Raw genomic sequence first — 25,965 nt, forward strand, 5'->3', positions numbered from 1 at the left:
CGGGGGCTCCCCACCCCGGGGGGGGGGGCTCCCGACCCCCACCCGGCCGCCCCCCCCCCGTCGTGGTCGTGATCGGACGGCCGGATCACGCCGGCGTGGGCACCTGCGGCCGCAGCAGCGCCGCCAGCCGGGTCGTGCGCGGCTTCGCCGGGACCTCGGCGACGGCCCGGGGCAGGGCCTGTTCCACGCCGTGGACGACGGACAGATGACGGTCGGCGCGGCTGAAGGCCGTGTAGACCCAGGGACGGCTCAGCGCCTGGACGGCGTCACCGGGCAGGACCACGACCGCCGCCGGCCAGCGGCCGCCCGCCGCCTGGTGCGCGGTGAGCGCCCAGCCGTGCCGCACGGACTGCTCGACCCGCTCCCTCGGCACGAGCACGGCCTCTCCCGCGCAGGTCAGCCGCAGCCCTTCGGCGTCGGCCCCCACGACCTGCCCCGGCACCGTACGGCCCGGCGCGGGGGAGTAGGCGACGCGGTCGCCGGGGTCGAAGCCGCCGAAGCGGCCCGGACCGGGGTTGAGGCGCGCCTTGAGCGCGGCGTTGAGCGCGCGCGTACCGGCCGCGCCGCCGTGTCCCGGCGTGATCACCTGGGTGTCCTCCGGCGGGACGCCGATGGCCCGCGGCACCGAGTCCGCGACGAGCTGCACCGTGCGGTGCACGGCCTCGCCCGCGTCCCGCACCGGCACGATCACGACCTCCTTGCCGGGGGCCTCCACCTGGTTGAGCTCGCCGATGCCGATGCCGGACACCAGCTCGCCCAGCGGGCCGGGGTCCGGGCGCCGCGAGGCGACCTGCGGGCAGACCCGCGCCGCCAGCAGATCGGCGAACACCCGGCCCGGGCCCGCCGACCACAGCACTCCGGGGTCGCCGGCCAGGACCAGCCGGGCGCCGTCGGGCAGCGACTCGGTCAGCAGGGCCGCCGTCTCGACGTCCAGCAGGGGAGCGTCCAGCACGACGAGCAGGTCCAGGTCGAGGGCGCCGTCCGTGTCCCGGCCGGGGCCCTCCGCGCCGGAGAGCAGACCGGCGACGGTCGCCGCGGTCCGGCCGGCCTCCGCGTCCGGCCCGTCGGGGAGGGCGGCGAAGCGGTCGCGGCCGGCCGGGGTGTGCGCGGCGGCCCAGGCCCGCAGCCCCAGCGCCCCCGCCGCACGCAGCAGGGCGGCCGGCTCGGCCAGTGACGCCTCCCCGCCGGTGTGCAGGACGAGTCCGTGCCCGGCGACCGCGCGGATCAGCTCGGCGGCGGAACCCGCGCCGCCCGCCGCGCGCTCCCACTCCTCGGCCGAACCGTCCTGCTTGGGCACGGAGTTGATCAGCCGGGCCAGTCCGTCGGCGAGGCTCTCCTCGGCGAGGGCGTACCGCTCCAGGCCGACGAGGACCCGGACCGGCCGCTCCTCTCCCTCGCCCCCCTCGCCCGCCTCGCCGCTCGCGGCGGCCGGGGCGCCGGGCTGGTCCAGGGCGTCCTGGAACGCCAGGGCCTCACCCTCGGCCAGGGTGTCCTGCACGGCCGCGTCGGGGTCGGGCACGCCCTGCCGGGCCAGCGCCGCCGTCAGCGCGGGCAGCTCCAGCGCCGTGTGCCCGGCGAGCGCCGCCTGTTCCAGCAGCCATCCGGTGACCGCGCGCCCGCGCCGCTCGTCGTCCGGCGCGCACGCGGCGCCGAGCAGCGCCCGCGCGAACCCGTCCGCCTGCTCGGGCCGTACGCCGGGAACCCGCAGCAGCTGCCACGGGTCCTCCCGCAGCGCCTGCGCGGCGACCTCGCCGAGGGCCGCCGCCACCTGCGGGGCGAGCCCTTCCGGGGCGCCGCCCTCGGTCAGCACACCCCGCACCGCCTCGACGCTCTCCGGCGCGGGCGCGGCGGGCGCGCTCGGCCCGGCCACGGGCTCGGGGCGGCGCACCGGCTCGGGCGCCGGGCGGCGCGGGGGCTCCGGCTCGCTGAAGACGGTGGCCGCGGGTGTGGCGCCGCTCTCCACGGCCCGGACCGCGGCCAGCAGGTCCGCGGCCTTCCCGCTGAGCTTGGCCCCGGCGGCCACGGGCCCCTGCTTCTCGGCCTTGCGCCGCTCGATCCGCTCCCGCTCCAGGCGCTGGGCGGCGAGCTCGGCCTCGGCCTCCGACAGCTGCTTCGCCGCGTCCCCCTCGGACGCGGCGGTGCCGGACGGCTCGTCCCCGGCCGCCGGCGTCCCCGGCTCGGCGTCCTCCGTGGTCTCGGGCGGCTCCGTGCTCACAGCGTGCTCCAGTCGTGATCGGGATAGCGGTGCACGGGCGCGGAGACGTCGTCGAGCGCCCGGCAGATCTCGTCAGGAAGACTAAGGTCCTCCACTGACAACGCGGCCGTGAGCTGCTGCGCGGTGCGCGCGCCTATGACGGGGGCGGTCACGCCGGGCCGGTCGCGGACCCAGGCGAGGGCGACCTGGAGCGGGGAGACGGCCAGCCCGTCGGCGGCCGTCTGCACGGCGTCCACGATGCGGCTCGCCGTGTCGTCGAGGTACGGGGCGACGAACGGGGCCAGGTGCTCCGAGCCGCCGCGCGAGTCCGGTGGCGTCCCGTTGCGGTACTTGCCGGTCAGCACGCCCCGGCCCAGCGGCGACGACGGCAGCAGACCGACCCCCAGGTCCAGCGCGGCGGGCAGCACCTCGCGCTCCACACCCCGCTGGAGCAGCGAGTACTCCAGCTGCGTGCTCGCCAGCCGGGTCCGGGTGCCCGGAGCCGCGAGCTGCCAGGTGGCCGCCTTGGCGAGCTGCCAGCCGCAGAAGTTGGAGACGCCGACGTACCGGGCGCGGCCGCTGGACACCGCCAGGTCGAGGGCGTGCAGCGTCTCGTCGAGCGGGGTGTGCGGGTCGTAGGCGTGGATGTGCCAGATGTCGACGTACTCGGTGCCGAGGCGGGCCAGCGAGGCGTCCAGCGCGGAGAGCAGATGGCCGCGCGAGCCGTCGAACCTGCGGTCGGGGTCGGGGACGCTGCCCGCCTTCGTGGAGATGACCAGGTCCCGGCGCGGGACGAGTCCCTCCATGAGCCGGCCCAGCAGGTACTCGGCCTCCCCGTCGCCGTACACGTCGGCCGTGTCCACGAGGGTGCCGCCCGCCTCCCAGAACGTCTTCAGGAGGTCCGCCGCGTCGTGTTCGTCGGTGTCCCTTCCCCAGGTGAGCGTGCCGAGCCCGATCCGGGACACGCGCAGGCCGGTGCGGCCGAGATGCCTCTGCTCCATGAACGCCGAGATTACTGGCCAGAACCTGACCTGTGGGGGCCTGTGGATGACCAGTTTCGGCGAGGTCGGCGGCGCCGCACGGGCGACGCCCGCCCCACCGCCCTCCCCGTGAGAGGCCCCCCGCGCTAAGGTCTGGCCCACACAGGACGTTACTGATCGGTAAGAGGAGTCGGCCATGCAGCTCGGGATCAACCTCGGCTACTGGGGTGCCGGAATGGACGCGGACAATCTCGCCGTCGCACAGGAGGCGGACCGGCTCGGGTACGCCGTGTGCTGGGCCGCCGAGGCGTACGGCTCGGACGCCGCCACCGTGCTCAGCTGGGTCGCCGCCCAGACCGAGCGCATCGACGTCGGCTCCGCGATCTTCCAGATCCCGGCCCGCCAGCCCGCGATGACCGCGATGACCGCCGCGACCCTGGACTCCCTGTCCGGCGGCCGCTTCCGGCTCGGCCTCGGCGTCTCCGGACCGCAGGTCTCCGAGGGCTGGTACGGCGTCAAGTTCGACAAGCCGCTCGCCCGCACCCGCGAGTACGTCGAGATCGTCCGCCGCGCCATGACCCGTGAGCGCCTCAGCTACGAGGGCGAGCACTGGACGCTGCCGCTGCCCGGCGGCCCCGGCAAGCCGATCAAGCTGACCGTGCACCCGCAGCGCGAGCACATCCCGCTCTACATCGCGGCGATCGGCCCCAAGAACCTGGAGCAGACCGGCGAGATCGCCGACGGCGCCCTGCTCATCTTCCCCTCCGCGGACCACCTGGAGGACACCACCATCCGGCATCTGCGCGCGGGCCGCGAGAAGGCCGGCAAGACCCTCGACGGCTTCGACGTCTGCCCGACGCTGCCGCTCGCCGTGGGCGACGACAAGGACGTCGCCACGCTCGCCGACACCTTCCGCCCCTACACCGCGCTGTACGTCGGCGGCATGGGCAGCGCCAAGCAGAACTTCTACAACCAGCTCGCCCAGCGCATGGGCTACGAGAAGGAAGCCGCCGACATCCAGGCCAGGTACCTCTCCGGCGACAAGCAGGGCGCCGCTGCCGCCGTACCGCAGGAGCTGATCGACCGGACCACGCTGCTCGGCTCCGTCGACCGCATCGCCGACCGGATGAAGGCCTACGCCGCCGCCGGTGTCACCACGCTGTCCCTCGCCCCGGCCGGCTTCACCCTCGACGAGCGGCTGCGCTCGCTGCGCGCCGGCGTCGAGGCCCTGGAGCGCGCCGGCCTCGCCTGACCCTCTGACTCCGGGACCCCGGTCCCGGACATTCCTACGGCCGTGGTGGGGGCTCGGGGGTCTTCCCCGCCACGGCCGTCACAAAGAACAACGGGCGCGGGTCCCGCGGGGTTACGCATCCGTCGTGCCCCGCGTGTCATCCGTTCGGCCCAGTTGTCCGACACAGCTGTTGCAGCACCCCTCTCACCGCATTTGACTCGTTCTTCGCGGGATTCCTGCGGCGTCCTGAGAGAGGTGCCCCACGATGCTTTCGGCCAAGAGTCTGTTCCAGGAGATCCTCGACAACGACGAGTCGTTCCGGCTGTTCTGCTCCATCGCGGCCAGCGGGGAGTCCCAGGGCGGCTGGGAGAACGCGCGCATCGCCGCGCTCGTCCCCCCGAGCGAACACGCCCTCGCCCCCAAGATCACCCGGCACGGTGCCGACGAGGACAAGCACGGGCGGATCTTCAACGCCCTGCTGAAGAAGCGCGGCCTCGAACCGGTGCCCGTCCCGCCCGAGACCGACTACACGATGCTGCTGGAACGCCACGGCATCGGCCTCGCCCACGACAAGCTCAAGAGCGACCGGCCGCTCACCGTGCAGGACATCGTCACCTACCTCGCGCACAGCCGGGTCACCGAGCAGCGGGCCTCCGAGCAGATGGACCTGCTGCGCAAGCACTTCGCCGACCACCCCGACATCGGCCGCGCGGTGCGGATGATCTCCGGCGACGAGGACAACCACCTCGCCTACTGCCACGAGGAACTGCTGCGCTACGCCGCCCAGGGCCACGGCCGGGCCATCCAGCGAACCCTGCGCGAGTGCGCGCTCGCCGAGATCCGCATCTACCGGGACGTCAGCCTCGCGGTCATGGACCACATGGGCCGCATCCTGGGCTGGTCCCGCCCCAAGGCCGCCGTCCTCGCCGCGGGCATCCACGCGGTGTACGCCTGGGAGCGGATCGCGGGCTGGCGGCGCATGGTGTCCCTGCGCATGCCGGAGCGCCGCGACGCCCTCGGCGGCCCGGCCACCTCCGCACCCGAGTTCGCCTGACCGCCCGAGGGGGAAGCGCCTACAACCACCCCCGGCGTTTGAAGGTCCGGTACAGCAGGAGTTCCAGGGCGGCCATGATCACGAGGAGCGCCGGGTACGACCACTCCCAGGTCAGCTCGGGCATGTGCTCGAAGTTCATGCCGTAGATCCCCGCGAGCAGCGTGGGGAGCGCGGCCATGGCCGCCCACGAGGAGATCTTGCGCATGTCGTCGTTCTGCCGCACGCCCGTCTGCGCCAGATGCGCCGACAGGACGTCCGAGACCAGCCGGTCCAGGCCCTCCACGGACTCGTTGACGCGCGTGAGGTGGTCGCTCACGTCCCGGAAGAACGGCTGCGCCTCGTCGCGCACGAACGGCACCCGCGCGCCGGTCGGCCCGGTCTGGGCGAGCCGGGCCAGGGGCTGCGCCAGCGGGCCCGTCGCCCTGCGGAACTCCAGGACCTGCCGTTTGAAGGCGTACACGCGCGAGGCCGTGTTCCGCGAGCCGCCCGCCGCCGGCGAGAACACCTCCGCCTCCAACTCGTCCAGGTCGACGCTCAGCTCCCCGGCCACTTCGAGATAGTGGTCGACCACGGCGTCGGCGACCGCGTACAGCACCGCCGTCGGCCCGTGCCGCAGCATGTCCGGTTCGTCCTCCAGGCGCTTGCGGACCGCCCCGAGCGGACTCTCCTCGCCGTGCCGGACCGTCACCACGAACGAGTCGCCGATGAACAGCATCACCTCACCCGCGGTGACCACATCGCTGTTCGGTTCGTAGCCGACCGGCTTGAGGACCACGAACAGCGAGTCGTCGTACACCTCCATCTTGGGCCGCTGGTGCGCCTTCAAGGCGTCCTCCACGGCCAGCGGATGCAGCCCGAACTCCTCGGTGACCTTGTCGAACTCGTCCTCGGTCGGCTCGTGCAGGCCGATCCACACGAAGGCGTCGTCCCGCAGACGGCATAGGTCGAGGGCGTCGGAGAAGTCCCGAGGGGGCCCCTCCGATCGACGCCCGTCACGGTAGATGGCGCAGTCGACGATCACAGAGTGTGTTCTCCCGTCATCCGGTCCCGAGTGCGTCCGCCCGTATGCCTAGGCTGGACGGCATGCCCACGCTGATCCTGGTCCGCCACGGACGTTCCACCGCCAACACCGAAGGCGTTCTCGCCGGCTGGACGCCCGGCGTCGCCCTCGACGAACGCGGGACCCGGCAGGCCGCCGCGCTGCCCGCCCGGCTCGCCGCCCTGCCGATCGCCGAGGTCGTCAGCAGCCCCCTGCAGCGCTGCCAGGAGACGATCCGCCCCCTTCTGGACGCCCGCCCCGGCCTCACCGCGCACACCGAGGAGCGCATTGGCGAGTGCCACTACGGCGACTGGTCCGGCCGCAAGCTCGCCGACCTCAAGGACGAGCCGCTGATGGACGTCGTCCAGGCGCACCCCTCCGCGGCGGCGTTCCCCGGCGGCGAGTCGATGCGGGCCATGCAGAGCCGCGCCGCCGAGGCCGTCCGCGAGTGGAACGCGCGCGTGGAGCGCGACCACGGCGCCGACGCCGTCTACGTCATGTGCTCGCACGGCGACATCATCAAGTCGCTCGTCGCGGACGCACTCGGTCTTCATCTCGACCTCTTCCAGAGGATCTCCGTTGAACCGTGTTCCATCACCGCGATCCGTTACACCCGTCTGAGGCCGTTCCTCGTCCGCCTCGGGGACACCGGCGACTTCGCGTCCCTCGCCCCCCGCGAGGAGCCCGCCGCCGGTGACACGGCCGGTGACGCCGCCGTCGGGGGCGGCGCGGGCGCACCGTGATCGTCCGGCGCAGTAGGGTGAAGCGGTCGAAGCAGCGCCGCCCGCACCACCCGTGACTTCCACGAACCGCCGTACTCACGACCCCCATGGAGACAGGACGTGTCCCGTCAGGTGTTCCTCTACGACCCCCCGGACCGTTTCGTGGCCGGCACGGTCGGACTGCCCGGACGCCGTACGTTCTTCCTCCAGGCCACCGCCGGCCCCCGCGTGACCAGCGTGGCCCTGGAGAAGACGCAGGTCGCCGCCCTCGCCGAGCGCATGGACGAACTGCTGGACGAGGTCGTACGGCGCAGCGGGGGCAGCGCGGCCGTCCCCGCCGTGGCCCCCAGCGAGGTCGCCGACACCGACCCGCTGGAGACCCCCGTCGAGGAGGAGTTCCGCGTCGGCACCATGGCCCTGGCCTGGGACGGCGAGGAACAGCGCATGATCGTCGAGGCGCAGGCCCTGGTGGAGCTCGACGCCGAGACCGAGGAGGACCTCGCCGAGGCCGAGGAGCGGCTCCTCCAGGACGAGGAGAACGGCCCGCCGATGCTGCGGGTCCGGCTCACCGGCGCCCAGGCGAGGGCCTTCGCCAAACGCGCCCTGGACGTCGTCAACGCCGGGCGGCCGCCGTGCCCGCTGTGCAGCCTCCCGCTCGACCCGGAAGGACACGTATGTCCGCGCCAGAACGGATACCGCCGCGGAGCGTGACCCCCGTGGACCTGCTCACCGAGGGTGAGCTGACGGTGCGCGGCCGCATCCGCGAGGCGTCCAACGCCGCGCTCCTGTGCACCGTCGCCCACGACGGGCGGGAGACGTCCTGCGTGTACAAGCCGGTCGCCGGAGAGCAGCCGCTGTGGGACTTCCCCGACGGCACCCTCGCCGAGCGGGAGGTCGCCGCCTACGAGGTCTCCGAGGCGACCGGCTGGGGGCTCGTACCGCCCACCGTGCTGCGGGACGGGCCGTACGGCGAGGGCATGGTCCAGCTGTGGATCGACGTCGCCCCCGAGGCGGAACTCCTCGCCCTCGTGGACGCCGAGGAGCCGGAGCCCGGCTGGAAGGCGATCGGCCTCGCCGAGGTCGGCGAGGGCCGCACCGCGCTCCTCGTGCACGCCGACGACGAACGGCTGCGACGGCTCGCCGTCCTGGACGCCGTGATCAACAACGCCGACCGCAAGGGCGGGCACCTGCTGCCCACCGCGGACGGCCGGCTCCACGGCATCGACCACGGCGTGACCTTCCACGTCGACAACAAACTGCGCACCCTGCTGTGGGGCTGGGCGGGGGAGCCGCTGACCGACGACGCCCTGCGGGTCCTGCGCACCCTGGACGACGGCCTGAAGGAAGGCGGCGCCCTCGCGACGCGCCTCGCGGAGCTGATCACCCCCGCCGAGCTGGACGCCACCCGCGCGCGGGTCGCCACCCTGCGCAGCACCGGCGTCCACCCCGAGCCCGGCGGGGAGTGGCCGGCCATCCCCTGGCCGCCCGTGTAGGACCACGCGGCGGCCGGATGCACACCGGCCGCCCCTCATGCAAGAGCGCCTTACCGGCCATCCGGCCCGATCCGGTTCGTATACGGAACTCCAGTCCGGTTAGGCTCATGGCATGCATGCCTGGCCCGCTTCTGAGGTCCCCGCCCTGCCTGGTCAGGGCCGCGACCTGAGGATCCACGACACCGCGACCGGCGGACTCGTCACCCTCGACCCCGGTCCCGTCGCCCGTATCTACGTCTGCGGCATCACCCCGTACGACGCCACCCACCTGGGGCACGCGGCGACCTACAACGCGTTCGACCTCGTGCAGCGCGTGTGGCTCGACACCAAGCGCCAGGTCCACTACGTCCAGAACGTCACCGACGTCGACGACCCGCTCCTGGAGCGGGCCGAACGCGACTCGGTCGACTGGGTGGCCCTCGCCGAGAAGGAGACCGCCCTCTTCCGGGAGGACATGACGGCCCTGCGGATGCTGCCGCCGCGGCACTACATCGGCGCCGTCGAGGCCATACCGGGCATCGTCCCGCTCGTCGAACGGCTCCGGGAGGCCGGCGCCGCCTACGAGCTCGAGGGCGACATCTACTTCTCCGTCGAGTCCGACCCGCACTTCGGCCAGGTCTCCCACCTGGACGCCGCCGCCATGCGGCTGCTGTCCGCCGAGCGCGGCGGCGACCCGGACCGGCCGGGCAAGAAGAACCCCCTCGACCCGATGCTGTGGATGGCGGCCCGCCCCGGCGAGCCCAGCTGGGACGGCGGCTCCCTCGGCCGGGGCCGCCCCGGCTGGCACATCGAGTGCGTCGCCATCGCCCTCGACCACCTCGGCATGGGCTTCGACGTCCAGGGCGGCGGCTCCGACCTCGCCTTCCCGCACCACGAGATGGGCGCCTCCCACGCCCAGGTGCTGACCGGCGAGTTCCCCATGGCCAAGGCGTACGTCCACGCCGGCATGGTCGCCCTGCACGGCGAGAAGATGTCCAAGTCCAAGGGCAACCTGGTCTTCGTCTCGCAGCTGCGCCGCGACGGCGTCGACCCGGCCGCGATCCGGCTCGCCCTGCTCGCCCACCACTACCGGGCCGACTGGGAGTGGACCGACGACGTGCTCCGGGACGCCGTCGCCCGCCTGGACCGCTGGCGCGCCGCCGTCTCCCGGCCCGACGGACCGTCCGCCGAGGCCCTCGTCGAGGAGATCCGCGACGCCCTCGCCGACGACCTGGACGCGCCCACCGCCCTCGCCGCCGTCGACCGCTGGGCCGCCTCCCAGGAGGAGCACGGCGGCGCGGACATCGCAGCTCCCGGCGTCGTCTCCCGCGCCGTGGACGCGCTGATGGGCGTGGCCCTGTAGCCGGCCGGAGCACGAACGAGGGCGGTGCGTCCGCGCGCACCGCCCTCGTTCGTTCGTCCGTGGCTTTCAGTCCTCCGAGGACTCGCCGTCCTCGTCCGTGTCCTTGCCGCCGGACCGCGGCGGCTTCGGCGGACGCGTCCGGCCACCGGGACCCTCCCGCCGGTACGGCGGTCCCGGAGGGCCGTCCTGGCCGTCGGTGGCGTGCCCGCCCGCCGTGGGCCCACCGCCGTCCCGGCGGCGCAGATAGCGCTCGAACTCGCGGGCGATCGCCTCGCCCGACGCCTCCGGGAGCTCCGCGGTGTCCCGGGCCTCCTCCAGCGTCTGCACGTACTCGGCGACCTCGCTGTCCTCCGCGGCCAGCTGGTCCACGCCGACCTGCCAGGCGCGCGCGTCCTCGGGCAGCTCGCCCAGCGGGATCCGCACGTCGATCAGGTCCTCCAGGCGGTTCAGCAGCGCCAGCGTCGCCTTCGGGTTCGGCGGCTGCGACACGTAGTGCGGCACCGCCGCCCACAGCGACACCGCCGGCACCCCGGCGTGCGTGCAGGCCTCCTGGAGGATGCCGACGATGCCCGTCGGGCCCTCGTACTTGGTCTCCTCCAGATCCATCCTGCGGGCCAGGTCCGGGTCGGAGGTGGTCCCGCTGATCGGGACCGGACGGGTGTGCGGGGTGTCCCCGAGCAGGGCGCCCAGGATGACCACCAGCTCCACGCCCAGCTCGTGCGCGAAGCCGAGCAGCTCGTTGCAGAACGAGCGCCAGCGCATGGACGGTTCGATACCGCGGACCAGCACGAGGTCGCGCGGCTTGTCACCGCCGACCCGGACCACGGACAGCCGGGTCGTCGGCCACGTGATCTTGCGCACTCCGGCGTCCATCCACACCGTGGGCCGGTTCACCTGGAAGTCGTAGTAGTCCTCGGCGTCCAGCGCCGCGAACACCTCGCCCTTCCACTCCCTGTCCAGATGCGCGACCGCGGTGGAGGCGGCGTCGCCGGCATCGTTCCAGCCCTCGAACGCGGCCACCATGACCGGGTCGATCAGCTCGGGAACCCCCTCGAGCTCGATCACCCAGCGCCTCCTTCCGACGTGCCCTCGCCTGACGAACCAACCTTACGGCGTGCGGCGGGGGCGCCCGCAGCCCCCTCGCAGGGGCGATGCGGGATCACTGCCCCGATCCCCACCCGGGAACACCCCCGGCAGAGATCCGACGTCCACGCCCTATGGCACAACGCGGTTCCCCGGCCGCCGTGTTCCGCTGCACGGCCCGGCGCCGGTCACAGCGTCGAGCGCAGCCACTGCTCCACGCTCGCGATGTGCGCGGTCGCCCACGACCGCGCGGCCTCCGCGTCCCGGTCCCGCAGCGCCGCCAGGATCGCCCGGTGCTCCTGCAGGGTCCGGCGGACCGCGTCCTCCTGGGTCAGCCCCCGCCAGATCCGGGCCCGTGTCGTCGGCCCCGACAGACCGTCGAGCAGCGAACACAGCACCGAGTTGCCCGCGCCGGCGACGATGGCCCGGTGGAACTCCAGGTCGCTCGCCACGAGTTCCTCCACCGACGGGGCGTCACCGAGCCGGTCCAGCCGCTCGGCCAGCGCGTCGAGCTGCCGCTCGCCGATCCGGGCCGCCGCCATCGCCGTGGCCGCCGGCTCCAGGATGCGGCGCACCGCCAGGAACTCCAGCACCGTGTCGTCGCGGTGGAAGTCGACGACGAAGCTCAGCGCCTCCAGCAGCAACTGCGGGTCCAAGCTCGTCACATACGTCCCGTCGCCCTGGCGGACGTCCAGGACGCGGATCAGTGACAGGGCCCGCACCGCCTCCCGCAGCGAGTTGCGGGACAGCCCGAGCCCGGCGGCGAGCTCGCTCTCCTTGGGCAGCCGGTCGCCGGGGCGCAGCGCACCCGAGACGATCATGCCCTTGATCTTCTCGATCGCCTCGTCGGTGACCGCCATGGCCGCCCTCCCCGTCCGTCCACCACGCCCCACGAGACCTCCGATGTCTCGGGCCCACATTATGGACGGCCGCCCAGGCGGGCGTCCGCGGTCCTGGCAGCGCGAAGGGGCGGCTCCGTCGGCGAGGAGCCGCCCCTTCGGTGGTGGCCGGCCCCGGTGCGGAAGGGGCCGCCCTCGTGTGGTCCGGCGCGGTCAGGGGAGTGGCCGGACCTCACGCGGCGGACGGCTCATCCGGCGAAAACCGCCCGCCGCGCGCGAGGTCACTTCTTGTCGAGCACGTCCTGCACCTTCGCCCGGACGTCGTCCGTGGCCAGGCCCCGGATCGTCAGCGTCGTCCGGCGGCGCAGCACGTCGTCCGCCGTCTCCGCCCACTCGTTGTCCCGGGCGTAGACGACCTGCGCCCAGATCTCCGGGGCGTCGGGGTGGACACGCTCGCCCAGCTCCGGGTTCTCGTTGGCGAGACGGGCGATGTCGAAGGCCAGGGAGCCGTAGTGGGTGGCCAGGTGCCGGGCGGTGTCCGCCGCCATGCGCGGCCCCGGGGCCGGCCGGTCGGTCAGCAGCCGGTGGGCGACCGCGCGCGGGTTCGCGATGCCCGGCAGCGGCAGCTTCTTCGGGAGCGCCGAGATGGGCTCGAAGTCGTCGCCGAGCGGAGCGCCCGGCAGCGCCTCCAGCTTCTTCATCACGGTCCGGCCGATGTGCCGGAACGTCGTCCACTTGCCGCCCGCCACGGACAGCATCCCGCCGCGCCCCTCGGTCACGACCGTCTCGCGCTTGGCCTTCGCCGTGTCCCCGGGGCCGCCCGGCAGCACCCGCAGGCCCGCGAAGGCGTACGTGATCAGGTCGCGGTCCAGCTGCTGGTCGCGGACGGAGAAGGCCGCCTCGTCCAGGATCTGGGCTATGTCCTTGTCGTTGACGGCGACGTCCGCGGGGTCGCCCTCGTACACCTCGTCCGTGGTGCCCAGCAGCAGCATGTCCTCCCACGGCAGGGCGAACGTGATGCGGTACTTGTCGATCGGGGTCGCCAGCGCCGCCTTCCAGGGCGCGGTCCGCTTCAGGACCAGGTGCGCGCCCTTGGACAGCCGGATCGACGGCGCCGCGTTCGGGTCCTCCATCCGGCGCAGGTGGTCGACCCAGGGACCGGTGGCGTTCAGCACGAGCCGGGCGTTCACCCCGAACTCGTCACCGGACAGGCGGTCCCGCAGGTCGGCGCCGGTCACCCGGCCCTGCGTGAAGCGCAGCCCGGTGACCTCGGCGTGGTTGAGCACGACCGCGCCGGACTCGACGGCCGCGCGGACCGTCATGAGCGCCATGCGTGCGTCGTTCATCTGGTCGTCGCCGTACACGGCCACGGCCTTCAGGTTCTCGGTGCGCAGCTCCGGCACGTCCTGCGCCGCCTTGGCGGGGGACAGGAGGTGGCCGACGCCGTCACCGAACGCGGAGAGCGCGGAGTAGGCGAAGACGCCCGCCCCGAGCTTCGCGGCGCCGTGCGGCCCGCCCTTGTACACGGGGAGGTAGAACGTGAGCGGGTTCGCCAGGTGGGGGGCCACCTGGCGGGAGACCGCACGGCGCTCGAAGTGGTTCTCCGCCACCAGCTTCACCGCGCCGGTCTGCAGGTAGCGCAGACCGCCGTGGAGGAGCTTGGAGGAGGCGGAGGAGGTGGCGCCGGCGAAGTCGCCGGCGTCGACCAGGGCCACCCTGAGGCCGGACTGCGCGGCGTGCCAGGCGGTGGAGATGCCCAGGATGCCGCCGCCGATCACGAGGAGGTCGTACGACGCCTTGGAGAGCTGCTCCCGGGTCTCGGCGCGGCTCGGGTGGGAGCCGGAGGCCGGGTGCGTACCGAGGGCAGGCACGGACTGCAGGGTGGTCTGACTGGTCATATCGGGTTCTTGCTCCTCATCAGAGTGCGAGGGCCGGCGAGAAGCGGATCAGCTCTCGTCGTCCTCGAGCCAGCCCATGGTCCGCTCGACGGCCTTGAGCCAGTTCTTGTACTCACGGTCGCGGGTCTCCGCGTCCATGCGGGGGGTCCACTCGGCGGCCCGGCGCCAGTTGGCGCGCAGGTCGTCGGTGCTGTTCCAGAAGCCGACGGCGAGACCGGCGGCGTAGGCGGCGCCGAGACAGGTCGTCTCGGCGACCATCGGGCGCACCACGGGCGCGTCCAGGACGTCCGAGAGGGTCTGCATCAGCAGGTTGTTCGCGGTCATGCCGCCGTCGACCTTGAGGGTGACGAGCTCGACGCCGGAGTCCTTGACCATGGCGTCGGCGATCTCCCGCGTCTGCCAGGCCGTGGCCTCCAGGACGGCACGGGCGAGGTGCGCCTTGGTGACGTACCGGGTGAGGCCGGCGATCACACCACGGGCGTCGGAGCGCCAGTGCGGGGCGAACAGGCCGGAGAAGGCCGGCACGAAGTAGGCGCCGCCGTTGTCCTCGACGGAGAGCGCGAGCGTCTCGATCTCGGCGGCGGTGGAGATCAGGCCCATCTGGTCCCGCATCCACTGCACCAGCGAGCCGGTGACGGCGATCGAGCCCTCCAGGGCGTACACCGTGTCCTGCTCGCCGATCTTGTAGCCGACGGTGGTCAGCAGACCGGCGTAGGAGTTGATGATCTTGTCACCGGTGTTCATCACCATGAAGGTGCCGGTGCCGTACGTCGACTTGGTCTCGCCCTCGGCGAAGCACGTCTGGCCGAACAGGGCCGCCTGCTGGTCGCCGAGCGCGGAGGCCACCGGGATGCCGCCGAGCAGGTCGCCCAGCTTGCCGCCGGTGATCTCGCCGTAGACCTCGGCGGAGGAGCGGATCTCGGGCAGGATCTGCAGGGGGACGCCGATGGACTCGGCGATCTTCGCGTCCCACTCCATGGTGTGCAGGTTCATCAGCATGGTGCGGGAGGCGTTGGTGACGTCCGTGACGTGCTTGCCGCCGTCGACACCACCGGTCAGGTTCCAGATGACCCAGGTGTCCATGGTGCCGAAGAGGATGTCGCCGGCCTCGGCGCGCTCCTTGAGGCCCTCGACGTTGTCCAGCAGCCAGCGGGCCTTCGGACCGGCGAAGTAGGAAGCGAGGGGCAGACCGGTCTCGCGGCGGAAGCGGTCCTGCCCGACGTTGCGGCCGAGCTCGCGGCACAGGGCGTCGGTGCGGGTGTCCTGCCAGACGATGGCGTTGTGGACGGGCTCACCGGTGTTCTTGTCCCACAGCACGGTGGTCTCGCGCTGGTTGGTGATGCCGATGGCCTTGATGTCGTCGCGGGTGATGCCGGCCTTCTCGATGGCTCCGGCGACGACCTCCTGGACGTTCGTCCAGATCTCGGTGGCGTCGTGCTCGACCCAGCCCGGCTTCGGGAAGATCTGCTCGTGCTCCTTCTGGTCGACGGAGACGATCCGGCCGTCGCGGTCGAAGACGATGCAGCGGGACGAGGTCGTGCCCTGGTCGATCGCGGCGATGAAGGGGCCCGCGGTGTGGGCGTCGGTCACAGTTAGCTCCTGGAAGTTCCGTGGTTATGGGGCTTTACGTACGGCGTGCGCGGAGAGTTTCGGTGCTTCTCACCCGGATGGGTGAAGCGCTGTTCCTAGGCGAACGCGACGTTGTAGATGCCTGCCGCGACGGCACCGCCGATGAGCGGTCCCACGACGGGGATCCAGGCGTAGCCCCAGTCGGAGCCCCCCTTGTTGGGCAGGGGCAGAAGGGCGTGGACGATTCTCGGACCGAGGTCACGGGCCGGGTTGATCGCGTATCCGGTCGGGCCGCCGAGGGACAGACCGATGGACACGACCACGAGAGCGGTGATCAGGGCGCCCAGGGTGCCGAGACCCTTGCCGCTGTCGTTGAGGCCCTGGGTGAGGACCGCGAGCACCAGCACCACGGTGCCGATGATCTCCGTGATCAGGTTCTGCACGACGTTGCGGATCTCGGGACCGGTGGAGAAGACACCCAGGACGGGACCGGCGCCCTTCTCCTGCGCCTCGACGGCCTTGGCGGTCGTGGCCTGCGCGCCCGGGCCGCCGACGATCTCCTTGTCGGTGAGGTGGGCGGTGAACTGGCCGGCGTAGGCGGCCCACACCAGCGCCGCGCCGATCATGGCGCCGAGGAGCTGTCCGGCGAAGTACGTCGGGACGTCGCTCCAGTCGTTGTCCTTGATCGCGATGCCGACGGTCACGGCCGGGTTGAGGTGGGCGCCGGAGAGCGGTGCCGAGGTGTAGACCGCCGTGAGCACCGCGAAGCCCCACCCGAAGGTGATGGCGAGCCAGCCGGCGTTGCGGGCCTTGGAGGCCTTCAGCGTGACAGCGGCGCAGACGCCGCCGCCGAGCAGGATGAGTATGGCGGTACCGATGGTCTCGCCGATGAAGATGTCGGAGCTGGACACCCGCGACTCCTTTGTCCTTCGTCCAGGGGAAGCCGAACCCCGGGTCCCTCCGGTGGTTCGCGTTGCTCTCGGGATGAGAGCGATGCCGGCCTCTGGCGTTGTCCCACTCTAGCGCGTATTGCCGGTAGGTGTTCGACAATGCCGACCGATGGACGGGAGTCTTGCCCCGGCGTCAGGGGTGCGTCAAGAGTCCTGTTCCCGAATGCTCGATCGTTATCGGCTGTGTTGATTTGTCGATACGACGTCACGTGTGCGTACCGGCGCGTAGGGGACACTCCGCGTACACGCCACCCGTCGGCGGGACCGCGGCACACGCACGACAAGGCCCGGAACGCCGCTCGGCGTCCCGGTCGTCAGCTCTCGTGGCCAGGGTCGCGCCGGTCCTGCCGGCGGCGCGGAGGGCGGCTCAGAAGCGGCCGGCGCCCAGATCCCGCGACACCGCGCGGGCGCAGTCCCGCACCGCGGCGATCAGCTCCGGGCGGATCTCGCCCTCACGGCACAGGCGCTCCACCGCGCCGGTGATGCCGACCGCGCCGACCGGCATGCGGCGCCGGTCGTGGATGGGGGCGGCGATCGACGCGACGCCCTCCCAGGTCTCCTCGACGTCGGCGGCGTACCCCCGCGCGCGGGTCAGGTCGAGGAGCTGCTCGAAGTCGTCCAGCTCGCACACCGTGCGCTCGGTGAACGCCTTGCGGCCGGCCTCGATGGCCTCGCTGTGCGCCACCGGGTCGTACGCCGACAGCACCTTGCCCAGCGCCGTGGAGTGCAGCGGCTGCATGGCGCCGATCTCCAGCACCTGGCGGCTGTCGTCCGGGCGGAAGACGTGGTGCACGATCAGGACGCCCTGCTGGTGCAGCACGCCGAGATAGACGCTCTCGCCGCTGGACCGCGCCAGGTCGTCCGTCCACACCAGCGCGCGGGCGCGCAGCTCGTGCACATCCAGATAGGTCGTCCCCAGGCGCAGCAGCTCGGCGCCCAGCTGGTACCGCCCGGACGCCTCGTCCTGCTCGACGAACCCCTCCTGCTGGAGGGTGCGCAGAATCCCGTGGGCGGTGCCCTTGGCGAGGCCCAGCGAGGAGGCGATGTCCGACAGGCCGAGGCGCCGCTCACCGCCCGCGAGCAGCCGCAGCATCGCGGCCGCCCGTTCGAGCGACTGGATGTTCCGTGCCATCGCCGTACTGCCTCCGTCCCCTTCGACCGTCGACCTACACGACGTCGCTGCCGTCGTTCGGCAATGTCGAACACTACCGGTCGATGTCGACCCACCGCTAATGGTCCGTCGGACTTCATCCGTCCGGACCGCGTCACACGTATACCGGGTGCCGTTCCCGGGGCCCTCCTCGTCCCGGCCCGTGGACGCCCCGACCATCGCGCCGCGCTCCCGGCTAGGCTGGCGTGGTGCGCCCGCCGCGGAACCTGCCCTGCGGGCGCAAAGCCGACAGCCGTCGCACTCCAGGGAGCCCTTTCATGGCCTCGTTGCCACCGACCCCTTCCGCCGACAGCCGGACCCGTGTGTCCGCCCTCCGTCAGGCCCTCGCCACCCGCGTGGTCGTCGCCGACGGAGCGATGGGCACCATGTTGCAGGCCCAGGACCCCACGCTGGAGGACTTCCAGAATCTCGAGGGCTGCAACGAGATCCTGAACGTCACCCGCCCGGACATCGTCCGCTCCGTCCACGAGGCGTACTTCGACGCGGGCGTGGACTGTGTCGAGACGAACACCTTCGGCGCGAACCACGCCGCGATGGCCGAGTACGACATCCCCGAGCGCGTCTTCGAGCTGTCCGAGGCCGGCGCCCGTATCGCCCGGGAGACCGCCGACGCCTACGCCGCCCGCGACGGGCGCGACCGCTGGGTGCTGGGCTCCATCGGCCCCGGCACCAAGCTCCCCACGCTCGGCCACATCGGGTACACCACCATCCGTGACGCCTTCCAGCAGAACGCCGAGGGCCTGATCTCCGGCGGCGCCGACGCGCTGATCGTGGAGACCACCCAGGACCTGCTGCAGACCAAGGCCGCCGTGATCGGCGCCCAGCGCGCCCGCCAGCTGTCCGGCCTGGACCTGCCCATCATCGTCTCCGTCACCGTCGAGACGACCGGCACCATGCTGCTCGGCTCCGAGATCGGCGCCGCCCTGACGGCCCTCGAGCCGCTCGGCATCGACATGATCGGCATGAACTGCGCCACGGGACCCGCCGAGATGAGCGAGCACCTGCGCTACCTCTCCCGGCACTCCCGCGTCCCGCTGTCCTGCATGCCGAACGCGGGCCTGCCCGTCCTCGGCAAGGACGGCGCCACCTACCCGCTCACCGCGCCGGAGCTGGCGGACGCCCACGAGACGTTCGTCCGCGACTACGGGCTGTCCCTCGTCGGCGGCTGTTGCGGCACCACCCCCGAGCACCTGAGGCAGCTCGTCGAGCGGGTCCGGGACCTGGAGCCGACCCCGCGCGACCCGCGCCCCGAACCCGGCGCCGCCTCCCTCTACCAGACCGTGCCCTTCCGCCAGGACACCTCCTACCTGGCCATCGGCGAGCGCACCAACGCCAACGGCTCCAAGAAGTTCCGCGAGGCCATGCTGGAGGGCCGCTGGGACGACTGCGTGGAGATGGCGCGCGAGCAGATCCGCGAGGGCGCGCACATGCTCGACCTGTGCGTGGACTACGTCGGCCGCGACGGCGTCGCCGACATGGAGGAACTGGCCGGCCGCTTCGCCACCGCCTCCACGCTGCCGATCGTGCTGGACTCCACCGAGGTGCCCGTCATCCAGGCCGGCCTGGAGAAGCTCGGCGGACGCGCGGTCATCAACTCCGTGAACTACGAGGACGGCGACGGCCCCGAGTCGCGGTTCGCGCGCGTCACGAAGCTGGCCCGGGAGCACGGGGCGGCCCTGATCGCGCTGACCATCGACGAGGAGGGGCAGGCCCGCACTCCCGAGAAGAAGGTCGAGATCGCCGAACGGCTGATCGACGACCTCACCGGGAACTGCGGCATCCACGAGTCCGACATCCTCATCGACACCCTGACCTTCACCATCTGCACCGGCCAGGAGGAGTCCCGCAAGGACGGCCTCGCCACCATCGAGGCCATCCGCGAGCTCAAGCGCCGCCACCCCGACGTGCAGACCACGCTGGGCCTGTCGAACATCTCCTTCGGCCTCAACCCGGCCGCCCGCATCCTGCTGAACTCCGTGTTCCTCGACGAGTGCGTGAAGGCCGGCCTGGACTCCGCGATCGTGCACGCCAGCAAGATCCTGCCGATCGCCCGCTTCAACGAGGAAGAGGTGCGCACCGCCCTCGACCTCATCTACGACCGCCGCGCCGAGGGCTACGACCCGCTGCAGAAGCTCATGGCCCTGTTCGAGGGCGCCACCGCCAAGTCCCTCAAGGCCGGCAAGGCCGAGGAACTGGCCGCCCTGCCGCTGGAGGAACGCCTCAAGCGGCGCATCATCGACGGCGAGCGCAACGGCCTGGAGGCCGACCTCGACGCGGCCCTCGCGGACCGGCCCGCCCTCGACATCGTCAACGACACCCTCCTGGACGGCATGAAGGTCGTCGGCGAACTGTTCGGCTCCGGCCAGATGCAGCTGCCGTTCGTGCTGCAGTCCGCCGAGGTCATGAAGACCGCCGTCGCCTACCTCGAACCGCACATGGAGAAGGTCGAGGGCGACGAGGCCGGCAAGGGCACCATCGTCCTCGCCACCGTCCGCGGCGACGTCCACGACATCGGCAAGAACCTCGTCGACATCATCCTGTCCAACAACGGCTACAACGTCGTCAACCTGGGCATCAAGCAGCCCGTCTCCGCGATCCTGGAAGCCGCCGAGGAGCACCGCGCCGACGTCATCGGCATGTCCGGGCTCCTGGTGAAGTCCACCGTGATCATGAAGGAGAACCTCGAGGAGCTGAACCAGCGCGGCCTCGCCGCCGACTACCCGGTCATCCTCGGCGGCGCCGCCCTGACCCGCGCCTACGTCGAACAGGACCTGCACGAGGTCTACGAGGGCGAGGTCCGCTACGCCCGCGACGCCTTCGAAGGGCTGCGCCTGATGGACGCCCTCATCGGCGTCAAGCGCGGCGTGCCCGGCGCCAAGCTGCCCGAGCTCCGGCAGCGCCGGGTGCGGGCCACCGCGCAGACCGTGGTCGAGGAGCGCCCCGAGGACGGGCACGTCCGCTCCGATGTCGCCACCGACAACCCCGTCCCCGAGCCGCCGTTCTGGGGCACCCGCGTCAGCAAGGGCATCCAGCTCAAGGAGTACGCCTCCTGGCTGGACGAGGGCGCCCTGTTCAAGGGCCAGTGGGGCCTGAAGGAGTCCCGCGCCGGGGACGGCCCGTCGTACCAGGAACTCGTCGAGACCGAGGGCCGGCCGCGGCTGCGCGGCCTGCTCGACCGGCTGCAGACCGACAACCTCCTCGAGGCGGCCGTCGTCCACGGCTACTTCCCGTGCGTGTCCAAGGACGACGACCTGATCGTCCTCGACGAGCACGGCAACGAACGGACCCGCTTCACCTTCCCGCGCCAGCGCCGCGGCCGCCGTCTGTGCCTCGCGGACTTCTTCCGCCCCCAGGAGTCCGGCGAGACCGACGTCGTCGGCTTCCAGGTCGTCACCGTCGGCTCCCGCATCGGCGAGGAGACCGCCCGGCTCTTCGAGGCCAACGCCTACCGCGACTACCTCGAGCTGCACGGCCTGTCCGTCCAGCTCGCCGAGGCCCTCGCCGAGTACTGGCACGCCCGCGTCCGCGCCGAGCTCGGCTTCGCCGGCGAGGACCCGGCCGCCATGGAGGACATGTTCTCCCTGAAGTACCGCGGCGCCCGCTTCTCGCTCGGCTACGGCGCCTGCCCCGACCTGGAGGACCGCGCCAAGATCGCCGACCTGCTCCAGCCCGAGCGCATCGGCGTCCACCTCAGCGAGGAGTTCCAGCTCCACCCCGAGCAGTCCACGGACGCCATCGTCATCCACCACCCCGAGGCGAAGTACTTCAACGCACGCTGACCCGGGGCCCCGCACCGCTGTGCCGGGGGGCACAGCGGTGCGTCAGGCGATCCGCCGGCGGGCGTCGTACACTGGACGGTCCACCGCAGGCCGGTTCCCTCCGTGGGAACCGGCCTGGTCGTCCCTTGAAGGAGGTACGTGGATGACCAGCACCGTCCCCGCCCTGTCGACCCGTACGGCCGACGGCTCGGCCCTGCAGGCCGTACTGCTCGACATGGACGGCACCCTGGTGGACTCCGAGGGCTTCTGGTGGGACGTCGAGGTCGAGGTCTTCGCCTCCCTCGGCCACACCCTGGACGACACCTGGCGCCACGTCGTGGTCGGCGGGCCCATGACCCGCAGCGCCGGCTTCCTGATCGAGGCCACCGGCGCCGACATCGGCCTCGACGAACTCACGGTCCTGCTCAACCAGGGCTTCGAGGACCGTATCGACCACTCCCTGCCCCTGATGCCGGGAGCCGCCCGGCTGCTGGCCGAGCTGGCCGAGCACCGGATCCCGACGGCCCTCGTCTCCGCCTCGCACCGCCGCATCATCGACCGGGTGCTCACCACACTCGGCCCGCAGCACTTCTCACTGACCGTCGCCGGTGACGAGGTGACCCGCACCAAGCCCCACCCCGACCCGTATCTGCTCGCCGCGGCCGGTCTCGGCGCCGACCCCGCCCGGTGCGCGGTCGTCGAGGACACGGCGACCGGCGTCGCCGCCGCGGAGGCCGCCGGCTGCCAGGTGGTGGCCGTCCCCTCGATCGCGCCCATCGCCCCGGCAGCCCGCCGCACGGTCGTCCCCACGCTCGAACACGTGGATCTGGCATTTCTGCGCGGCCTGATGACAGTCTGAGAACGACTCGTCACTGCCATGACAACCTGAATACGCCTGTCGTTCACCGAGCGTGCTGCTTTGATGGCGCATTGCGGGCGGAGAAATTCCGCAGGTAAATTCGATCGGGCCGGACGGCCGAATTCCAGCGGTCGACGAGATCGTCCAATCTGTGACGTTCACCACTCTCCGGGGGTGCGGCGGGGCGCCCGCCTCGTGCCGCTCGCCCCCGAACAACGGTTTCGAGCGCACCCTTGTGTCCCGATTGATGGACCGGTGCGCCAATCCTTCCCGCCTCAGCCTTCCGGTGCGTCCACACCCGATTCCACTGAGTGAACAAGCCCCAACTCCGGTCTCCTCCAACCGTCCTGTGGGCGCGGACTAATCTCATCGCGAGAACATCGCCCTTACCCCCGTGATCCGCCGCGCCACCCTCCGCATGCCGGACGCACGGAGAAGACAGCTGGAGAAACCCGAGCATGAACCGCAAAACTTTGGTGCTGCCGGTCGTCATCGGCCTGCTCGCGCCGGTTCTCGCCGCCTGTGGCGGAACCGACAGCGGCAGCGGCGGCGGCGACGGGATCGTCGTGGGCACCACGGACGTGTTCACTGCCTCGGAGGAGAGCCCCGCACCGCTCGACCCGGCCTGGGCCTACGACGTCGGCCTGTGGAACGTCCTCCGCCAGACCGTGCAGACCCTGATGATCCAGCCCCGCGGCGAGGGCGAGCCCGTCCCCGAGGCCGCCGAGAGCTGCGGCTTCACCGACAGCGGCAACGAACGCTACGCCTGCACCCTGCGCAAGGACCTCAAGTTCGCCGACGGCGACACCGTCACCGCGGCCGACGTCAAGTACTCCATCGAGCGCGCCCTCTCCCTGAAGGCCGACAGCGGCGTCTTCGCGCTGCTGTCCACCATCGACACCGTCGAGACGCGCGGCGACCGCGAGGTCGTCTTCCACCTCAAGACCGCCGACTCCACCTTCCCGTACAAGCTGTCCACCCCGGTCGCCGGCATCGTCGACCCGGACGTGTACGACAAGAAGGAACTGCGCAGCGGCTTCGAGGTCGACGGCTCCGGCCCGTACACATTCAAGGCCAAGGTCGACGACGACAAGCTCGTCTCCGCCGTGTTCACCAAGAACCCCGAGTACAAGGGGAGCCTCAAGGTGAACAACGACAAGGTCGAGATGCGCATCTTCGACAGCGCGGACGAGATGGGCGCCGCCCTCGACAACGGTGACATCGACGTCATGACCCGCGCCATGTCGCCCGAGCAGATCGACAAGCTGTCCGCCGACTCCGACGACGACGTCGACCTCATCGACATGGCCGGCCTCGAGATCCGCTACCTCGCCTTCAACACCAACGACGACGCCGTACGCAGCAAGGCCGTCCGCCAGGCCATGGCCCAGCTGATCGACCGCGGCGAACTCGTCTCCAAGGTGTACGGCAGCCAGGCCGAGCCCCTGTTCTCCCTGGTCCCCGCCAGCATCACCGGGCACTCCAACTCGTTCTTCAACAAGTACGGCGAGCCCAGCGCCGCCAAGGCCAGGAACTACCTGGAGCGGGCCGGCGTCACCACCCCGGTCAAGCTGACCCTGCACTACACCACCGACCACTACGGTCCGGCCACGAAGAAGGAGTTCGAGCTGCTCAAGGAGCAGCTCAACGACAGCGGCCTGTTCGACGTCGACATCAAGGGCACCCCCTGGGACGTCTTCCGCCCCGCCGAGCAGAAGGGCAAGTACGAGGTCTACGGCATGGGCTGGTTCCCCGACTTCCCCGACGCCGACAACTACGTCGCCCCCTTCCTCGACAAGGACAACTTCCTCGGCTCGCCCTACGCCAACGCCCGCATCCGCAACAGCCTGATCCCCGAGTCGCGGCGCGCCGCCGACCGGATCGCCGCCACCGGCAGCCTCACCGAGATCCAGGACATCGTCGCCAACGACGTGCCGGTCATCCCGCTGTGGCAGGGCAAGCAGTACGTCGCCGCCGGTGACGACATCACGGGCACGGCCTACGCGATGAACTCTTCCTCCACCCTCCAGCTCTGGGAGCTCGGCCACGGCGTGAGCGACTGACGCACCCGTCCGGCGCCCCCGACCCGGGGCGCCGGACCGCCCGGTACCTCCACGGGCCCGGGTTCCTGACAACCGACCGACAAGGCACTCGTAAGTGAACATGCGCAACCACTGGCCGGTCCTGCCCCTTGTGGCAGGGCTGGCCTCCGGCCTGTTGACCGGCTGCGGAACGGAATCCGGGGACGCCGGCGAGAACGGGAACACCGTCGTCGTGGGGATGTCGGACGACGTCCTCGCCACCGACCCCGCCTCCGGCTACGACCCGGGGTCCTGGCTGCTGTTCAACAACGTCTTCCAGTCGTTGCTCAGCTTCCCCAAGGGCGCCACGGAACCCCAGCCCGAGGCCGCCGAGGCATGTTCCTTCTCCGACGCCGAGGCCACCCTCTACAAGTGCACGCTCAAGGACGGCCTGAAGTTCAGCAACGGTGACGAACTCACCGCCGAGGACGTCAAGTTCTCGTTCGACCGCATGCTGAAGATCGACGACCCCGACGGCCCCGCCGTCATGTTCTCCACCCTGGACAAGGTGGAGACGCCCGACGAGCGCACCGTCGTCTTCCGGCTCAACACCCCCGACGCGACCTTCCCCAGCAAGATCGCCTCCGGCGCCGGCTCCATCGTCGACAAGGACTCCTACGACGCCGGCGGGCTGCGCGAGGACGGCGAAGCCGTCGGCTCCGGCCCGTACAAGCTCGACGAGTTCGACGACGACCGGGCCGTCTTCACCGTCAACGAGAACTACAAGGGCACCGCCGAGGTCGAGAACAACGGCGTCACCCTGAAGTTCTTCCGCGGCGACCAGCAGCGCCTCAAGGAGGCCCTGCTCGCCGGCGACGTCGACATCGCCTACCGCGGCCTCACCGCCGGCGACATCGCCGACATCGAGAAGGCCGGCACCGACTCCTCCGGCGTCGAGGTCGTCGAAGGCAGCAGCGCCGAGGTCCAGCACCTCGTCTTCAACATGGACGACCCGGTCGCCGGCCGGCTCGGCGTACGCAAGGCCATCGCCTACCTGCTCGACCGCGACGCCCTCATCCGCGACGTCCACGAGGGCACCGCCACCCCGCTGTACTCGATCATCCCGGCCGGCATCGGCGGCCACAACACCGCCTTCTTCGACACCTACGGCGCCCGCCCCTCCCGCGCCAAGGCCGCCGCCGCCCTCCAGAGCGACGGCATCACCGGCAAGGTCGAGCTGACCCTGTGGTCCACCCCGTCCCGCTACGGCCCGGCCACCGACCAGCAGCTGAAGGCCATCGCCAAGCAGCTCAACGACAGCGGCCTCTTCCAGGCCGACGTCCGCTCCGTCGCCTTCGACCAGTACGAGAAGGACATCGCCAAGGGCAAGTACGGCGTCTACGTCAAGGGCTGGGTGCCGGACTACCCGGACGCCGACAACTTCACCGCGCCCTTCTTCGGCAAGGACAACGTCCTCGGCAACAACTACACGAACAAGCGCATCACCAACACGCTCATCCCGAGCACCGCCGCCGAGAGCGACCGCGCCGCCACCGACGACGCCTTCGGCCAGCTCCAGGACATCGTCGCCCAGGAACTGCCCATCATCCCGGTCTGGCAGGGCAAGCAGTACGCCATCGTCCACGAGAACGTGTACGGCCTCGAATACTGCCTCGACGCCTCCACCGTCTTCCGCTTCTGGGAGCTCAAGAAGGGCTGACACCGGCCCCGAACCACGACAGAGGGCGCCCCTTCCACCGAA

Annotated in this window: 19 protein-coding genes; 10 read left to right on the forward strand and 9 right to left on the reverse strand. The window is 71.6% G+C overall.

Annotated features, from left to right (window positions below):
• Window positions 1–85: 85 nt before the first annotated feature.
• The gene (locus tag ACFV46_RS32220) at window positions 86–2,215 is read right to left on the reverse strand and encodes a helix-hairpin-helix domain-containing protein (protein WP_385500815.1); all 2,130 of its coding nucleotides are present in this window, start codon (window positions 2,213–2,215) and stop codon (window positions 86–88) included.
• Window positions 2,212–3,195: an aldo/keto reductase gene (locus tag ACFV46_RS32225; protein WP_151783197.1), complete on the reverse strand. Its 984-nt coding sequence runs from the start codon at window positions 3,193–3,195 to the stop codon at window positions 2,212–2,214. Before ACFV46_RS32225 ends, ACFV46_RS32220 begins: the two co-directional genes overlap by 4 nt.
• Window positions 3,196–3,370: 175 nt before the next feature.
• Here ACFV46_RS32225 and ACFV46_RS32230 point away from each other — a divergent pair, with 175 nt between their 5' ends.
• Window positions 3,371–4,426, forward strand: coding sequence for an LLM class F420-dependent oxidoreductase (locus tag ACFV46_RS32230; protein WP_361931717.1), 1,056 nt, complete (start codon window positions 3,371–3,373; stop codon window positions 4,424–4,426).
• Window positions 4,427–4,670: 244 nt separating this feature from the next.
• The gene (locus tag ACFV46_RS32235; protein ID WP_385500816.1) at window positions 4,671–5,459 is read left to right on the forward strand and encodes a ferritin-like domain-containing protein; all 789 of its coding nucleotides are present in this window, start codon (window positions 4,671–4,673) and stop codon (window positions 5,457–5,459) included.
• Window positions 5,460–5,478: 19 nt separating this feature from the next.
• On the opposite strand, the gene ACFV46_RS32240 is transcribed toward ACFV46_RS32235, so the two are convergent.
• On the reverse strand, window positions 5,479–6,480 hold the full coding sequence (locus ACFV46_RS32240) for a magnesium and cobalt transport protein CorA (protein ID WP_385500818.1): 1,002 nt from the start codon (window positions 6,478–6,480) through the stop codon (window positions 5,479–5,481).
• A 62-nt stretch (window positions 6,481–6,542) separates the two neighbouring features.
• Here ACFV46_RS32240 and ACFV46_RS32245 point away from each other — a divergent pair, with 62 nt between their 5' ends.
• The 4 genes from ACFV46_RS32245 to mshC all read left to right on the forward strand — a co-directional run bounded on the left by ACFV46_RS32245 (window position 6,543) and on the right by mshC (window position 10,055).
• Window positions 6,543–7,241, forward strand: a complete 699-nt coding sequence (locus tag ACFV46_RS32245; protein ID WP_376728551.1) for a histidine phosphatase family protein — start codon at window positions 6,543–6,545, stop codon at window positions 7,239–7,241.
• A gap of 99 nt (window positions 7,242–7,340) precedes the next feature.
• Window positions 7,341–7,931: a DUF3090 domain-containing protein gene (locus ACFV46_RS32250; protein WP_361931705.1), complete on the forward strand. Its 591-nt coding sequence runs from the start codon at window positions 7,341–7,343 to the stop codon at window positions 7,929–7,931.
• Window positions 7,895–8,713 carry an SCO1664 family protein gene (locus ACFV46_RS32255; protein WP_385500819.1) on the forward strand — a complete coding sequence of 273 codons (819 nt, stop codon included), beginning with the start codon at window positions 7,895–7,897 and terminating at the stop codon, window positions 8,711–8,713. Before ACFV46_RS32250 ends, ACFV46_RS32255 begins: the two co-directional genes overlap by 37 nt.
• Window positions 8,714–8,825: 112 nt before the next feature.
• Window positions 8,826–10,055, forward strand: coding sequence for a cysteine--1-D-myo-inosityl 2-amino-2-deoxy-alpha-D-glucopyranoside ligase (mshC, locus tag ACFV46_RS32260; RefSeq protein WP_385500820.1), 1,230 nt, complete (start codon window positions 8,826–8,828; stop codon window positions 10,053–10,055).
• 66 nt (window positions 10,056–10,121) lie between these two features.
• On the opposite strand, the gene ACFV46_RS32265 is transcribed toward mshC, so the two are convergent.
• The 6 genes from ACFV46_RS32265 to ACFV46_RS32290 all read right to left on the reverse strand — a co-directional run bounded on the left by ACFV46_RS32265 (window position 10,122) and on the right by ACFV46_RS32290 (window position 17,526).
• Window positions 10,122–11,120: a PAC2 family protein gene (locus ACFV46_RS32265; protein ID WP_283289921.1), complete on the reverse strand. Its 999-nt coding sequence runs from the start codon at window positions 11,118–11,120 to the stop codon at window positions 10,122–10,124.
• Between the two features lie 206 nt (window positions 11,121–11,326).
• Window positions 11,327–11,998 (reverse strand): FadR/GntR family transcriptional regulator, encoded by a 672-nt coding sequence (locus ACFV46_RS32270; protein ID WP_385500821.1) that lies wholly within the window; start codon window positions 11,996–11,998, stop codon window positions 11,327–11,329.
• A 260-nt stretch (window positions 11,999–12,258) separates the two neighbouring features.
• Window positions 12,259–13,875 carry an FAD-dependent oxidoreductase gene (locus ACFV46_RS32275; protein ID WP_376728554.1) on the reverse strand — a complete coding sequence of 539 codons (1,617 nt, stop codon included), beginning with the start codon at window positions 13,873–13,875 and terminating at the stop codon, window positions 12,259–12,261.
• Between the two features lie 48 nt (window positions 13,876–13,923).
• Window positions 13,924–15,465 carry a glycerol kinase GlpK gene (glpK, locus tag ACFV46_RS32280; protein ID WP_361931692.1) on the reverse strand — a complete coding sequence of 514 codons (1,542 nt, stop codon included), beginning with the start codon at window positions 15,463–15,465 and terminating at the stop codon, window positions 13,924–13,926.
• 95 nt (window positions 15,466–15,560) lie between these two features.
• On the reverse strand, window positions 15,561–16,355 hold the full coding sequence (locus ACFV46_RS32285; protein WP_361931689.1) for an MIP/aquaporin family protein: 795 nt from the start codon (window positions 16,353–16,355) through the stop codon (window positions 15,561–15,563).
• A 406-nt stretch (window positions 16,356–16,761) separates the two neighbouring features.
• On the reverse strand, window positions 16,762–17,526 hold the full coding sequence (locus ACFV46_RS32290; protein ID WP_361931686.1) for an IclR family transcriptional regulator: 765 nt from the start codon (window positions 17,524–17,526) through the stop codon (window positions 16,762–16,764).
• Between the two features lie 296 nt (window positions 17,527–17,822).
• Between ACFV46_RS32290 and metH the strand changes: the two genes are divergently transcribed.
• From metH to ACFV46_RS32310, 4 genes are all read left to right on the forward strand, one after another.
• Window positions 17,823–21,344: a methionine synthase gene (gene metH, locus ACFV46_RS32295; RefSeq protein WP_385500822.1), complete on the forward strand. Its 3,522-nt coding sequence runs from the start codon at window positions 17,823–17,825 to the stop codon at window positions 21,342–21,344.
• A 142-nt stretch (window positions 21,345–21,486) separates the two neighbouring features.
• Window positions 21,487–22,182, forward strand: a complete 696-nt coding sequence (locus tag ACFV46_RS32300) for an HAD family hydrolase (protein WP_376728555.1) — start codon at window positions 21,487–21,489, stop codon at window positions 22,180–22,182.
• A 458-nt stretch (window positions 22,183–22,640) separates the two neighbouring features.
• Window positions 22,641–24,245: an ABC transporter substrate-binding protein gene (locus ACFV46_RS32305; RefSeq protein ID WP_361931679.1), complete on the forward strand. Its 1,605-nt coding sequence runs from the start codon at window positions 22,641–22,643 to the stop codon at window positions 24,243–24,245.
• Window positions 24,246–24,339: 94 nt separating this feature from the next.
• The gene (locus tag ACFV46_RS32310) at window positions 24,340–25,923 is read left to right on the forward strand and encodes an ABC transporter substrate-binding protein (protein ID WP_361931676.1); all 1,584 of its coding nucleotides are present in this window, start codon (window positions 24,340–24,342) and stop codon (window positions 25,921–25,923) included.
• The last annotated feature ends 42 nt before the right edge of the window (window positions 25,924–25,965 follow it).

The sequence above is a fragment of the Streptomyces sp. NPDC059852 genome (assembly GCF_042731455.1).
In the GTDB taxonomy this organism is placed as follows: Bacteria; Actinomycetota; Actinomycetes; order Streptomycetales; family Streptomycetaceae; genus Streptomyces.